The 13,771-nt window shown below is 63.5% G+C and carries 15 protein-coding genes; 9 read left to right on the plus strand and 6 right to left on the minus strand.

Annotation, left to right across the window (positions count from 1 at the left end):
* The first annotated feature begins 127 nt into the window (after positions 1-127).
* From LOY45_RS20200 to LOY45_RS20215, 4 genes are all read left to right on the plus strand, one after another.
* Positions 128-2,881, plus strand: a complete 2,754-nt coding sequence (locus tag LOY45_RS20200; RefSeq protein WP_115085727.1) for a response regulator — start codon at positions 128-130, stop codon at positions 2,879-2,881.
* A gap of 76 nt (positions 2,882-2,957) precedes the next feature.
* Positions 2,958-3,947 carry a 2-hydroxyacid dehydrogenase gene (locus LOY45_RS20205; protein ID WP_258578258.1) on the plus strand — a complete coding sequence of 330 codons (990 nt, stop codon included), beginning with the start codon at positions 2,958-2,960 and terminating at the stop codon, positions 3,945-3,947.
* A gap of 31 nt (positions 3,948-3,978) precedes the next feature.
* Entirely contained in the window at positions 3,979-4,416 is a 438-nt protein-coding gene (locus LOY45_RS20210; protein ID WP_115085725.1) for a hypothetical protein, read from the plus strand.
* Positions 4,413-4,817, plus strand: a complete 405-nt coding sequence (locus LOY45_RS20215; RefSeq protein WP_415842500.1) for an META domain-containing protein — start codon at positions 4,413-4,415, stop codon at positions 4,815-4,817. Before LOY45_RS20210 ends, LOY45_RS20215 begins: the two co-directional genes overlap by 4 nt.
* A gap of 99 nt (positions 4,818-4,916) precedes the next feature.
* On the opposite strand, the gene LOY45_RS20220 is transcribed toward LOY45_RS20215, so the two are convergent.
* Positions 4,917-5,381: a TlpA disulfide reductase family protein gene (locus LOY45_RS20220; protein WP_115085723.1), complete on the minus strand. Its 465-nt coding sequence runs from the start codon at positions 5,379-5,381 to the stop codon at positions 4,917-4,919.
* A gap of 86 nt (positions 5,382-5,467) precedes the next feature.
* Between LOY45_RS20220 and arsC the strand changes: the two genes are divergently transcribed.
* Genes arsC through LOY45_RS20235 form a run of 3 tightly spaced genes read left to right on the plus strand, consistent with a single transcriptional unit; the run spans position 5,468 to position 6,832 of the window.
* A complete protein-coding gene (gene arsC / locus LOY45_RS20225) occupies positions 5,468-5,821 on the plus strand; it encodes an arsenate reductase (glutaredoxin) (RefSeq protein WP_115085722.1) in 354 nt (117 codons plus the stop codon).
* Positions 5,818-6,423: an NAD(P)H:quinone oxidoreductase gene (gene wrbA / locus LOY45_RS20230; RefSeq protein ID WP_115085721.1), complete on the plus strand. Its 606-nt coding sequence runs from the start codon at positions 5,818-5,820 to the stop codon at positions 6,421-6,423. The genes arsC and wrbA overlap by 4 nt, the downstream gene beginning before the upstream one ends.
* A complete protein-coding gene (locus LOY45_RS20235) occupies positions 6,416-6,832 on the plus strand; it encodes a DUF2069 domain-containing protein (protein ID WP_115085720.1) in 417 nt (138 codons plus the stop codon). The genes wrbA and LOY45_RS20235 overlap by 8 nt, the downstream gene beginning before the upstream one ends.
* Before the next feature lie 81 nt (positions 6,833-6,913).
* On the opposite strand, the gene LOY45_RS20240 is transcribed toward LOY45_RS20235, so the two are convergent.
* Positions 6,914-7,585, minus strand: a complete 672-nt coding sequence (locus LOY45_RS20240; protein WP_258578259.1) for a DNA-3-methyladenine glycosylase I — start codon at positions 7,583-7,585, stop codon at positions 6,914-6,916.
* A 5-nt stretch (positions 7,586-7,590) separates the two neighbouring features.
* Positions 7,591-8,415: a tRNA 2-thiocytidine(32) synthetase TtcA gene (gene ttcA / locus LOY45_RS20245; RefSeq protein WP_115085718.1), complete on the minus strand. Its 825-nt coding sequence runs from the start codon at positions 8,413-8,415 to the stop codon at positions 7,591-7,593.
* Between the two features lie 266 nt (positions 8,416-8,681).
* Between ttcA and LOY45_RS20250 the strand changes: the two genes are divergently transcribed.
* Both LOY45_RS20250 and LOY45_RS20255 read left to right on the plus strand, forming a co-directional pair.
* Positions 8,682-9,281 carry a Yip1 family protein gene (locus LOY45_RS20250; RefSeq protein ID WP_010220386.1) on the plus strand — a complete coding sequence of 200 codons (600 nt, stop codon included), beginning with the start codon at positions 8,682-8,684 and terminating at the stop codon, positions 9,279-9,281.
* 141 nt (positions 9,282-9,422) lie between these two features.
* Positions 9,423-9,917, plus strand: a complete 495-nt coding sequence (locus tag LOY45_RS20255) for a SprT family zinc-dependent metalloprotease (protein ID WP_115085717.1) — start codon at positions 9,423-9,425, stop codon at positions 9,915-9,917.
* A 126-nt stretch (positions 9,918-10,043) separates the two neighbouring features.
* On the opposite strand, the gene LOY45_RS20260 is transcribed toward LOY45_RS20255, so the two are convergent.
* From LOY45_RS20260 to LOY45_RS20270, 3 genes are all read right to left on the minus strand, one after another.
* Entirely contained in the window at positions 10,044-11,366 is a 1,323-nt protein-coding gene (locus LOY45_RS20260; RefSeq protein WP_010220388.1) for a dicarboxylate/amino acid:cation symporter, read from the minus strand.
* Positions 11,367-11,637: 271 nt separating this feature from the next.
* Positions 11,638-12,993, minus strand: coding sequence for an ATP-binding protein (locus tag LOY45_RS20265; RefSeq protein ID WP_258578261.1), 1,356 nt, complete (start codon positions 12,991-12,993; stop codon positions 11,638-11,640).
* Positions 12,990-13,667 carry a response regulator gene (locus tag LOY45_RS20270; RefSeq protein ID WP_010220390.1) on the minus strand — a complete coding sequence of 226 codons (678 nt, stop codon included), beginning with the start codon at positions 13,665-13,667 and terminating at the stop codon, positions 12,990-12,992. The genes LOY45_RS20265 and LOY45_RS20270 overlap by 4 nt, the downstream gene beginning before the upstream one ends.
* Between the last annotated feature and the right edge of the window lie 104 nt (positions 13,668-13,771).

Raw genomic sequence — 13,771 nt, forward strand, 5'->3', positions numbered from 1 at the left:
AGTTGGCAATCGACAAAAGCAGATACAAATGAGTGCATTACGCGAGTAGGCGCGGTACTTTTCCGACTTGGTCCGTCAGCAGGAGCTGGCGGAGGCTTACAGCGCTTACCGGGCACAGGAGAGTGGCGTGCTGAATAGATTGGGGATCAGAAGCCGCGTGCTGTTGCTCGCCTTGTTACCAGCCGGCCTGATGGCGCTGGTACTGGGCGGCTACTTCACCTGGTTGCAGCAGAGCGAGCTGCAGACCCAACTGCTGCAACGCGGCAAGATGATTGCCGAGCAGCTGGCCCCGCTGGTGGCGCCAGCCCTGGCGCGACACGACCCGGCGCAGCTGGAGCGTATCGCCGCCCAAGCCCTGGAGCAGTCCGACGTGCGTGCCGTGGCCTTCCTCGGCCCCGACCGCAACGCCCTGGCCCACGCCGGCCCGAGCATGCTCAACCAGGCGCCCACCGGCGGTGGCACGCAGTTGCTGCAACGCACCGGCAATGACGCCACCCGTTACCTGCTGCCGGTGTTCGGCCGCCACCGCGACCTGGCCGGCGAGCTGATCCCAGGTGAAGCCGACCGCCTGCTCGGCTGGGTGGAAATCGAGCTGTCCCACGACGGCACCCTGCTGCGCGGCTATCGCAGCCTGTTCACCAGCCTGCTGCTGATCCTGCTGGGGCTGGCCGCCACTGCCCTGCTGGCCTTGCGCATGAGCCGCACGATCAACGGCCCGATCGGCCAGATCAAGTACGCCGTCACCCAGTTAAAAGATGGCAACCTGGAAGAACGCCTGCCGCAAATGGGCAGTTACGAACTGGACGAGCTGGCTGCGGGCATCAACCGCATGGCCGAAACCCTGCACAACGCCCATGAAGAACTGCAGCACAGTATCGACCAGGCCACCGAAGACGTACGCCAGAACCTGGAAACCATCGAGATCCAGAACATCGAGCTGGACATGGCGCGCAAGGAAGCCCTGGAGGCCAGCCGGATCAAGTCCGAGTTCCTCGCCAACATGAGCCACGAGATCCGTACGCCGCTAAACGGCATCCTCGGCTTCACTCATCTGCTGCAAAAAAGCGAACTGACCCCGCGCCAGCTCGACTACCTGGGCACCATCGAAAAGTCCGCCGGCAGCCTCCTGGGAATCATCAACGAGATCCTCGACTTCTCCAAGATCGAGGCCGGCAAGCTGGTGCTCGACAGTATCCCGTTCAACCTGCGCGACCTGATCCAGGACACCCTGACCATCCTCGCCCCGGCCGCCCATGCCAAACAGCTGGAGCTGGTCAGCCTGGTGTATCGCGATACGCCGCTGTCGCTGGTCGGCGACCCGCTGCGGCTCAAGCAGATCCTCACCAACCTGGTCAGCAACGCCATCAAGTTCACCCGCGAAGGCACCATCGTTGCCCGGGCCATGCTCGAAGAGGAACGTGAAGACAGCGTGCAGCTGCGCATCAGCGTTCAGGACACCGGTATCGGCCTGTCCAGCCAGGATGTGCGGGCGCTGTTCCAGGCCTTCAGCCAGGCCGACAACTCGTTGTCGCGCCAGCCCGGCGGCACCGGTCTGGGCCTGGTAATTTCCAAGCGCCTGATCGAACAGATGGGCGGCGAGATCGGCGTCGACAGCACCCCCGGCGAAGGTTCGCAGTTCTGGGTCAGCCTGAGCCTGCCCAAGGCCCGCGACGATGCCGAAGACCTGCCCATGCAACCGCTGGTGGGCCGCCGGGTTGCGATTGTCGACAGCCACGAACTGGCACGTCAGGCCCTGGAGCATCAACTGGAAGACTGCGGCCTGAGCGTCAGCCTGTTCGCCACCGTCGAACAATTGCTGCACGCGGTCGAAGCCGCCACCCTGGCCGGGCAACCCTTCGAGCTGGCGGTGCTCGGGGTCAACCTCGACAGCGTCTCGCCGGAACGCCTCGGCCAGTACATCCAGCAACTGGAGCACCTGGCCTGCCAGGCTCTGGTGCTGTGCCCGACCACCGAACAGGCGCTCTATCATCCGTACCTGCCCAACGCCCACGGCCAATTGCAGGCCAAGCCTGCGTGCACGCGCAAGCTGCGCCGGGCGCTGGTCGAGATGGTCCAGCCGCGGCGTCCGGGCAGCGAGAGCAAGCCGGTGTCCGACCAGCCGTTGCCGAAGGTGCTGTGCGTCGACGACAATCCGGCCAACCTGCTGCTGGTACAAACCCTGCTGGAAGACCTCGGTGCCGAAGTGCTGGCGGTCGACAGCGGTTATGCGGCGGTTCAGGCGGTGCAGGACGAGCGTTTCGACCTGGTGCTGATGGACGTGCAGATGCCCGGCATGGACGGGCGCGAATGTACCGAACAGATCCGCCAGTGGGAAAGCAGCCAGAGCGGCGCGCCCCTGCCGATCGTCGCCCTCACCGCCCACGCCATGGCCAACGAAAAACGCGCCCTGCTGCACAGCGGCATGGATGACTACCTGACCAAGCCGATCAGCGAACGGCAACTGGCCCAGGTGGTGCTCAAATGGACCGGCCTGGCCCTGGGCGCACCGCGCCAGGAACGCTCGCTGGAATCCACGCCGGACAGCAGCGAACTCAAGGTGCTCGACCCGGAGGAAGGCTTGCGCCTGGCAGCCGGCAAGCCGGACCTGGCCGCCGACATGCTGGCCATGCTGCTGGCGTCGCTGGAGTCCGACCGCGAAGCGATTCGTGCGGCCCGCGAGGTCGCTGACCGCAATGGCATGATCGAGCGCGTGCACCGGCTCAATGGCGCCTCGCGCTATTGCGGGGTGCCACAATTGCGTGCTGCCTGCCAACGCAGTGAAACCTTGCTCAAGCAGGATGACCCGCAAGCGCCGCAAGCCCTCGACGAACTGGACCGGGCCATCACCCGGCTCACGGCCCAGGCGCGGATGAGCGCCTGAACCCTGGCTGACCTGGGGCAAGCCTTGATCCTTGCCCCTTGGTTAAACTTTCAGGCAAAGCCTTCAGGAAGATCCCATGCGCGTATTGTTTTTCAGCAGCCAGGCCTACGACCAGGACAGCTTCACCAACGCCACAGCCGTGCCGGGGCTTGAGCTGCACTTCCAGCCCGCACGCCTGACCGCAGACACCGCAGCGCTGGCCGCCGGCCATGAAGTGGTCTGCGCTTTCATCAACGACGACCTCGGCGCTGGCGTACTGGAACGCCTGGCGGCGGCCGGCACGCGCTTGATCGCCCTGCGTTCGGCCGGTTACAACCATGTCGACCTGGCCGCCGCCAAACGCCTGGGCCTGGCCGTGGTGCGGGTGCCCGCCTACTCGCCCCACGCCGTGGCCGAACATGCGGTGGCGCTGATCCTGGCGCTCAACCGGCGCCTGCACCGGGCCTACAACCGCACCCGCGAAGGCGACTTCACCCTGCACGGCCTGACCGGCTTCGACCTGCACGGCAAGACCGTCGGCGTGGTCGGCACCGGGCAGATAGGCGCGGCCTTTGCGCGGATCATGGCCGGTTTCGGTTGCCAGCTGCTGGCCTACGACCCCTACCCCAATCCCGAACTGCTGGCGCTGGGCGCGCGCTATCTGAGCCTGCCGGAGCTGCTACGCCAGGCGCAGGTCATCAGCCTGCACTGCCCGCTGACCGACGACACCCGTCACCTGATCAACGCCCAGAGCCTTGCCGACCTGCAACCCGGTGCCATGCTGATCAACACCGGCCGCGGCGCCCTGGTCGACACCCCGGCGCTGATCGAGGCGCTGAAAAGCGGCCAGCTCGGCTACCTGGGGCTGGATGTCTATGAAGAGGAAGCCCAGCTGTTCTTCGAAGACCGCTCCGACCTGCCATTGCAGGACGACGTGCTGGCGCGGCTGCTGACCTTCCCCAATGTGATCGTCACCGCCCACCAGGCCTTCCTCACCCGCGAGGCGCTGGCTGCCATTGCCGCCACCACCCTGGACAACATAACCCGCTGGGCGGCGGGCAATCCGCAGAACTTGGTCGAGGGTTGATGCTAGGATACGCGGCAGATTTGGAGGACCCATGGTCGAACACGATTTCCGCTACACCCTGTTTAACCCGCAACACACCCTGATCGAGTGCCGCGCCCTGGTGCCGGGCCGCTATCAAGTGACCGGCAACGGCGGCTCGATCCAGAAGAACGACGTTCTGCTGGTGACCCTCAAGGGCAGCAAGGATTTGTCCATGCGCCTGACCGTGGAATCCGTGCGCCACCTGATCAACCCGACCGGCCAATGGGTCGCGGTGGCCAGTGGCCCGGTGTTCGGCGAGCTGGCGATCCATACCTGGGACGTCAACTGCGACAGCTGCCAGGCAACCCTGAACTTCGAGTTCGCGGTCGACGCCAAACTGGGCAAAAAAGCCCAGCAACCGGCCGCCACTGCGCGCATCGCCGAACTCGGCTGGATCAGCCGCGGCGACAAACACCTGTGCCCGAAATGCAAGGAGACGGCCCAGTGAAAACGCTGTTGCTCTCAGCCCTGACCGGCACGGCCCTGCTGGGTTGCGCCGCCGAGCCGATGAAGCTGGAACAGGAACGCAGCTACCTGCTGGAGTGGATTGGCGAGCGTCCGCTAATGGACTACAGCCACCTGACCCTGACCCTGGCCACCGACGGCCGCGCCTATGGCAATGCCGGCTGCAACCACTGGTTCGCGCCTTACCAGCTGGACGGCGACAAGCTGACCTTCGGCAAGGTCGGCAGTACCCGCAAGCTGTGCGCGCCGGCGCTGATGGAGCAGGAAAAACGCTTCCTCCAGGCGCTGGAAACCGTGCAGCGTTGGGATATCTCGCCGATCGAGCAGGTGCGCTTCTGGCCGGCCGAGGGCAAGCCACTGCGTTTCTGGCCTGAGGAAGGCTGACTTAAGCGGCAAGCCACAAGCTTCAAGCAGCAAGTAAAAGCAGACTGTGCGCGGTCTTGCTCTATCTTGCAGCTTGTCGCTTGTAGCTTGAATCTGCTGTCAAGCGCCCTTGAGCGCCTTGATCTTCTGGTTCAAACCCTCAAGCGTCTGCTCGCCCATCAACTGCTCCCTTACCTTGCCCTTGTCATCGATGATGTAGGTCACCGGCAAGGCTTCACTACGCGGCAGTTGGTAACGCTCGGCCGGGTCGCTGGCCAGCACCGTGAAGCCGATGCCCAGCGCTTCGCTGGCCTTTTTCAGGTCTTCTCCCTGCAGGCCGTCGAAGTTCACCCCGAGCACCTGCACGCCCTGCCCCTGCCATTGCTTGGCAGCAGCGTTGAGTTCGGGAATTTCTATGCGGCACGGGCCGCACCATTCCGCCCAGTAGTTGAGCACCAGCCAGTGCCCTTCAATCTGCTCGGCTTTCACTGCCTGGCCGTGTTGGTCCAGACCGTAATCTGCACCGCATCCGCCGAGCAACAGGCTCGCGGTGATGGCCAGTGCTGCTGCCAAACGCCTTGTCATGGGTCAATCCTTCTCGAAGATTCAAGCAAAATGCGAAGTCGCTGCGGTTAGAATAGCCGCCACACCCTGCTGGATGCGACCCGAACATGACTGACCTGACCCTCTATCACAATCCGCGCTGCTCCAAATCCCGTGGCGCCCTCGAGCTGCTCGAAGCCCGCGGCCTGGCCCCGACCGTGGTGCGCTACCTGGAAACCCCGCCGACTGCCAGCGAACTCAAGGCCCTGCTCGGCAAGCTGAACATCAGTGCACGCCAGCTGCTGCGCAGCGGTGAAGACGAATACAAAACACTCAACCTGGCCGACGCCAGCCTCAGCGAGGCGCAGTTGATCGAAGCCATGGTCCAGCACCCCAAGCTGATCGAGCGGCCAATCCTGATTGCCGGCGATAAAGCCGTGATCGGCCGGCCACCGGAGAAGGTGCTGGAGATCCTGCCGTGAGCGCGCCGTACATCCTGATCCTGTTCTACAGCCGTCACGGCTCGACCAGCGAGATGGCCCGGCAAATTGCCCGCGGCGTCGAGATGGCCGGCCTGGAAGCGCGCATCCGCACCGTACCGGCGATTTCCACCGAGTGCGAAGCGGTAGCCCCGGACATCCCCGATACCGGCGCGCTGTACGCTACCCTGGACGACCTGCGCCATTGCTCGGGCCTGGCCCTGGGCAGCCCGACGCGCTTTGGCAACATGGCCGCGCCGCTCAAGTACTTCATCGACGGCACCAGCAGCCTGTGGCTGAGCGGCGGCCTGGTCGGCAAGCCGGCGGCGGCGTTCACCTCCACCGCCAGCCTGCACGGCGGCCAGGAATCGACCCTGCTGTCGATGCTGCTGCCGCTGATGCACCACGGCATGCTGATCATGGGCCTGCCCTACAGCGAGTCGGCGCTGCTGGAAACCCGCGGCGGCGGCACCCCTTACGGCGCCAGCCACCATGCCGGTGCCGACGGCAAGCGCGATCTGGATGCCGACGAAATCGCCCTGTGCCGCGCCCTTGGCCAGCGCCTGGCGACCACCGCCAACCTGCTGGAGAACGGCCGTGGCTAAAAAGCCCAAGGTGCTGCCCCCGATCGCATGGCTGACGCCGCGCCTGCGCCTGACCCGGGCGCTGAGCCTGGCGAGCTTTTTCGGCCTGATCGCCTTGCTGACCCTGAACAACCTGCTGTTCGCCGACCTGCACGGTGCGCGGGTCGGGGTGATCCTGGCGATTGAACTGGTGCCGCTGGTCCTGCTGTTGCCAGGCATGCTCCTGGGCAACGCCCGCGCCCACGCCTGGACCTGCTTTGTGGTCAACCTGTACTTCATCAAGGGCGTGCTGGCCGCGTTCGACCCGGCCCGGGCACTGTTCGGCTGGCTGGAAGTGGCGATCAGCCTGGCGCTGTTCGTCAGTGCCCTGCTGTATGTGCGCTGGCGCTTTCAGTATGAGCGGCGGCTGGCGGGGGAAGGTTCGAACTAAGAGTTGAATCCATCGCTGGCAAGCCAGCTCCCACAGGGTTTTGTGGGAGCTGGCTTGCCAGCGATCATGGCACCACCGATCTCAGTGGTTGACGGTATGCGCCAGCATCACCGACAGCTGGCACAACGGCCGCCCACTCTCGGCATGCCACTGATTGAAGGCATCCTGCACCAGGGCCAGATCGCGCTGGCTGGTCGGCGGCTTGTCGATGATGTCCTGGGCGATCAACGCCGCAGCCATGTCATTGGTGGGGATGAACGTGTCCTTGCCGCACATGCGCAAGAAGCGCGGCGCCGACAGCCCGCCCAACTGGTTGCCATGCTTGGCCAGGTACTTCCACAGGCCGACGATATCGGTCACCGGCCAGTCGGCGATAAACGCACCGAAACTGCCGAATTCCTTCTCGATATCGAGGATCATCTGCGCATTGCGCGGCACGCTCTTGAGCTTGCCCAGGTGGCGGATGATCCGCGTGTCCTGCATCAGCCGCTCCAGGTGCTCGGCGCCCATCAGCACGACCTTTTCCGGGTCGAAGCCAAAGAACACCTGCTCGAAGGCCGGCCATTTGGCGTCCACCAGGCTGTGCTTCAAACCGGCGCGAAACACCCGCAGGGCCAGGGTCGACAGGTAACGGTCGGCGCCGATCGCGCGCAACTGCTCGGGGCTTTTCGCCTGGGGCAGGTGCGCTTCGAGGGCGGCGGCCGAGCCGAAGCGGTTCAGGCAGTACTCATGCAGCCAGTGGTAATCGCGCATGGCCGTCAGATGTTCAGCACGTCGACAAAGCGCGGGGTGGCGGTCTCGTCGATCTTCAGGCTGGTGAAGTCGAACAGGTTGCGGTCAGCCAGTTGCGACGGCACCACGTTCTGCAGGCCACGGAAGATATTCTCGGTACGCCCCGGGGTCTTGCGCTCCCACTCCACCAGCATGTCCTTGACCACCTGACGCTGCAGGTTTTCCTGCGAGCCGCAGAGGTTGCACGGGATGATCGGGAATTCGCGCATGTCCGAGTAGGCCTGGATGTCCTTCTCGCTGCAGTAGGCCAGCGGGCGGATCACCACGTTGCGCCCGTCATCGGCACGCAGCTTGGGCGGCATGGCCTTGAGGGTGCCGTTGAAGAACATGTTGAGGAAGAAGGTCTCGACGATGTCGTCGCGGTGATGCCCCAGGGCCATCTTGGTCGCGCCGATCTCGTCGGCGAAGGTGTACAGGGTACCGCGACGCAGGCGCGAGCACAGCGAGCAGGTGGTCTTGCCTTCCGGGATCAATTCCTTGACCACCGAGTAGGTGTCCTTCTCGACGATGTGGTACTCGACGCCAAGCGTCTCGAGGTAGGCCGGCAGCACGTGCTCGGGGAAGCCCGGCTGCTTCTGGTCCATGTTCACCGCAACGATGTCGAACTTGATCGGCGCCACTTTCTGCAGGTGCAGCAGAACATCGAGCATGGTGTAGCTGTCTTTGCCGCCGGACAGGCAGACCATGACCTTGTCACCGTCTTCGATCATGTTGAAGTCGGTGATGGCTTCGCCGGCGAGACGACGCAGGCGTTTTTGCAGTTTGTTCTGGTTGACCGAAAGGGTGCCCATAGCGCTTGGAATCCGCGAGGTGTGACAAAAGCCGAACATTTTACCCTTAAACCGCAGGTGGGCGTAGGCCAATCCGATAAAGACTGCATTGTGATTAAGCAGGCCCCTGACAGCGCGATTTGCTCTAAAAAGCCGGCTTTGTGCGGCGAACGCCTTTCTATACTGCGACATAAGGCCACACAAAGGTGACCTCCAACCTCTGGCCCAGACTTGGGGCCGCAAGCGCTCCACTGGGGGGCGATGGCAACAACGAAGGAGTGACCGGCATGATCCATCACGTTGTTGGGCTGTTTACCCATCCCGATCAGGAATGGAAAGAAATACGCGGTGAAGAAGAAAGCATCAGCCACATGTACCTGACCCACACGCTGATCCTCGCCGCGATCCCGGCGATCTCGGCGTTTATCGGTACCACCCAGGTCGGCTGGGTCATTGGCGATCGCGCCCCGGTTATGCTGACCCAGGAAAGCGCACTGTGGATGACCATCATGTCCTACCTGGCCATGCTCGGCGGCGTGGCGGTGATGGGCGCGTTCATCCACTGGATGGCCCGCACCTACGACGCCAACCCCAGCCTGGCGCGCTGCATTGCCTTTGCCACCTACACCGCAACGCCGCTGTTCATTGGCGGCCTGGCGGCGCTGTACCCGCACCTGTGGCTGGGCATGATCGTCGGCACCGCCGCGGTGTGCTACACGGTTTATCTGCTGTATGTCGGCCTGCCGACTTTCATGAACATTCCTTCCGATGAGGGCTTTCTGTTCTCGAGTTCGGTACTGGCGGTAGGGCTGGTGGTGCTGGTCGCCATCATGGCCTTTACCGTGATTGTCTGGGGACTGGGCGTGGGGCCCGTCTACACCAACTAACCCAAACCATTAGAATCAACGGCAACATAGGTGCAACAACCTTCAGGCCGCCGCAAGGCGGCCTGATGCTGTGCGCTGACAGGTGGCTCGGCAGCGCCGCCGCGGTTGCGGCATAATTATCGGCCAGGAGTGTTCCCCGATATGCCCGAACTGCTCAAATCCCGCGTCGAAACCTGTTACCAGCAAGCCGAAACCTTTTTCAAACGCCCCTTCCCGCGCCCCGAAGTCAGCTTCAAGCTGCGCGGACAGAAGGCCGGCGTCGCGCACCTGCACGAGAACCTGCTGCGCTTCAACCTGCAGCTGTACCGCGAGAACAGCGACGACTTCCTCAAACAGACGGTGCCCCACGAGGTCGCCCACCTGGTTGCGCACCAGCTGTTTGGCGACCGCATCCAGCCCCATGGCGAGGAATGGCAATTGATCATGCGCGGCGTGTACGAGCTGCCGCCGCACCGTTGCCACAACTACGCGGTCAAGCGCCGCACGGTGACCCGCTATATCTACCGCTGCCCCTGTGCCGGCAGCGACTTCCCGTTTTCGGCCCAACGCCACAGCCTGGTGCGCCAGGGGCGGCGGTACCTGTGCCGGCGCTGCCGCAATACCCTGGTGTATAGCGGCGAGACCCGGGTGGAGTAAAAGCATCGCGGGGCAAGCCCGCTCCCACCCCATCTGTAGGAGCGGGCTTGCCCCGCGACGAAGCCCCCCCGCAGACACAAAAAAGCCCATCCGAAGATGGGCTTTTTGCGTTACGCAGCCTGCCTGTTAGCGAGCAGGACCTTCAGCCACGCCCAGGTCATCCATCGGACGGGTGTCAGTCAGTGGCGAACCACCGGAAGCCAGCTCGGCCTGCAGCTTGTCTTCGTCCAGCTCGTTGACCCACTTGGCCACGACCACAGTGGCCACGGCGTTACCGATCAGGTTGGTCAGGGCGCGGGCTTCGGACATGAAGCGGTCGATGCCGAGGATCAGCGCAAGGCCGGCAACCGGCAGATGGCCAACAGCCGACAAGGTCGCGGCGAGCACGATGAAACCACTACCGGTAACGCCCGCAGCACCTTTGGAAGCCACCAGCAATACCAGCAGCAGGGTGATCTGGTGGGTGATGTCCATGGTGGTGTCGGTCGCCTGGGCGATGAACACGGCGGCCATGGTCAGGTAGATCGAGGTACCGTCGAGGTTGAACGAGTAGCCGGTCGGGATCACCAGGCCTACCACGGATTTCTTCGCGCCCAGACGCTCCATCTTGGTCAGCATGCGTGGCAGCGCCGACTCCGAAGAAGAAGTACCCAGAACGATCATCAGCTCTTCACGGATGTAGCGGATCAGCTTGAGGATGCTGAAGCCGTGGGCGCGGGCGATGCTGCCGAGCACCACCAGGATGAACAGCACGCAGGTGACGTAGAAGCAGATCATCAGCTGGCCCAGTTGCACCAGCGAACCGACGCCGTACTGGCCGATGGTGAAGGCCATGGCACCGAAGGCACCGACTGGCGCCAGCTTCATGATCATGTTGATGATGTTGAACATGACATGGGCGAAGCGGTCGATCAGGTCCAGCAGCGGCTTGCCGTAGGCACCCAGGCGATGCAGGGCGAAGCCGAAGATCACCGAGAACATCAGCACTTGCAGGATATCGCCGTTGGCGAAGGCGCCGACCACGGTGTTGGGGATGATGTTGAGCAGGAAGCCCACGGTGGTCTGCTGCGCGCCGGCGGCGGCGTAAGCGGCCACACTGCTGGCGTTCAGGGTGCTGACGTCGATGTGCATGCCGGCGCCAGGCTTGACCACGTTGACCACGACCAGGCCGATGATCAGGGCGATGGTCGAGACGATTTCGAAGTAGAGCAGCGCGTAGCCACCGGTCTTGCCGACCGATTTCATGTTCTGCATGCCGGCGATGCCGCTGACCACGGTGCAGAAGATGATCGGGGCGATGACCATTTTGATCAGTTTGACGAACCCGTCACCCAGCGGCTTCAGGGCCACGCCGGTTTCAGGGTAGTAATGGCCCAGCAGGATACCGATGGTGATCGCTACTAACACCTGGATATACAGCGATTTGTACAGTGGCTGACGCGTCGTCATGGCTAATTCCTCAAGGGTACCGGCCCATCCTTCCCAGGATGCGGGGTACCTAAAGCGCGAACCCTCCTGCACTGGAGGGATTTGTTGTGTCGAGCTGCCTGGCAGAACTCTGATGAGTCCATAGCAAGCCCGATGCCAAAATGCGCTTTAACGGTGCAAGCCCCGGTTTTACGGGGCTGCAATGCACAACGAGGTTGCAGGTTGACGCGATGGGGTTGGCGGTTTTCCGCACGCCACGGAAAAGAATCCGACAATGATGGCGGTAATCCGCCTAGGTATTTCTTTCCAACTCGAAGCGAATGCGAAAGGCAGCACCGCCCAGTGGCGAGTCATCGAGGGTCAAGGTCGCGTCGTAGCTTTCGATGATGTCCTTGACCACCGCCAAGCCAATGCCCTGCCCCGGGTTCTGCCGGTCGAGACGCTCGCCACGCTGCAGGATGCGCTCGCGCTGATCGGGCGGCACACCCGGGCCGTCGTCCTCGATACACAGCACCACCTGCGTTTCGCCCGCCTGCAGACTGATGCGCACCTGGTTCAGGCACAGGCGGTAGGCGTTTTCCAGCAGGTTGCCAAGCAGTTCGAGCAAGGCGCCCTGCTCCATCGGCACCATCGCATTCGCCGGCACATCCACACTGATGTGCACGTGTTTGTCGCGATAGACCTTGGCCAGGGTGCTGCACAGGCTGTCGAGCAACGGCCGCAACTGCACCTGGTGGCGCACCAGGCCGCTCTTGCGCAGGCTGGCGCGTTGCAGCTGATAGTCGATCTGCTGGCTCATGCGTTCGATCTGGCTTTGCAGCACCCGCGCCTGTTCACGGTCTTCGCGGCGCTGGGCCATGCTTTCGCTGACCCCCTGGAGCACGGTCAGCGGGGTTTTCAGGCTGTGGGCCAGATCGCCCAGCGAATCGCGGTAGCGCCGGCGCTGCTCACGCTCGCTGCGCAGCAGGCGGTTGAGCGAGTCGGTCAGGCGCAGCAGTTCACGCGGATGCTCGCCGCTCAGGCCTTCGCGGGCACCTGATTCGACATCATCGAGTTCGCGGCTCATCTGCCGCAGTGAACGCAGGCCCCAGGTCAGACCGGCCCAGAGCAGCACCAGCAAAGCCAGCAACGCTGCGCCAAAGCCCAGGTAGAGCTTTTCGCGCAGGCCGTCGAGGGTGTGCTGGTATTCACGTACCGGCTGCAGGGCAACGATACTGAAGGCGGCGGTCTTGCCACCGAGCAGCTTGACCTCGACGTCATAGACGAAAAACTCCTCGCCGTCGTCCTGACGAATCCGCGCGAACTCGTTGCCGCGCCCGTCGTAACGCGGGGTGTAGTTGATGTTCTCGTCCGCCGTGGCCCGAGAGCGCCACACCAGGTTGCCCTGGCGGTCGTAGATGTAGCCGAGCAGGCGGCTGTCGGGCAGGTTGAATTTCTCGTCGGGCAACAGCACCGGCATCTGCAGGTTGCCGCCCTCGATGCGCGCGGCGGAAATCAACGTGGTGACGTCCGACGCCAGGCGCTGCTCGATCGACTCCTGCAAGGCCAGGCTGAAGGCCTTCTGCAAGGCCGGCAGCAAGCCGAGCATGAACAGTAGCGCCAGCACCGCGGCCGCCAGCATCAGACGCAGGCGTAGCGAACGGATCATCGGCAACGCTCGGTGAACAGGTAGCCCAGGCCACGCACGGTATCGATCGGCTTGAAGCCGTTGCTACCCTCAAGCTTGCGCCGCAAACGGCCGACCAGCACCTCGATGACGTTCGGATCGCGCTCGTCATCGTCCGGATACAGCTGCTCCATCAAGCGGTCCTTAGCCACCACCTGCTGGTGATGACGCATCAGGTATTCGAGGATGCGGTATTCATAGGCGGTCAGCGCCAGGGGCTGTTCGTCGAGGGTTGCCTGCTTGCGATTGAGGTCGAGCACCAGGGGGCCTGCGGCGATGGTCGACTGGGTAAAGCCGCTGGAGCGGCGCAGCAAGGCGTTGAGGCGGGCTTCGAGCTCTTCGAACTGGAAGGGTTTGACCACATAATCGTCGGCGCCGGCGGCCAGGCCTTCGACCTTGTCCTGCCAGTTGCCGCGGGCGGTGAGGATCAGGATCGGGAAGCTCTTGCCCTGGGACCGCAACTGGCGGATCAGGTCGAGCCCGCTCATGCCCGGCAGGCCCAGGTCGATCACCGCCAGGTCATGATTGAACTGCTCGGCCTGGTACAGGGCCTCCTCGGCATTGGCCACCGCTTCGACCACATGCCCGCTTTCCGTCAAGCGGCTGTACAAGTGATGACGCAAAAGTGCTTCATCCTCGACCACCAGCAGTTTCATACGCTCCTCCAGACCCGTGCCGGCCTTCATTGGCCAGTCAGTTTTGTAGACCGAATGCAGAATAACAGCGAACCGGCCGTGCGCATGCAGGCCGGTTCGGACAT

The sequence above is a fragment of the Pseudomonas wadenswilerensis genome (assembly GCF_024749185.1).
GTDB classification, from domain to species: domain Bacteria; phylum Pseudomonadota; class Gammaproteobacteria; order Pseudomonadales; family Pseudomonadaceae; genus Aquipseudomonas; species Aquipseudomonas wadenswilerensis.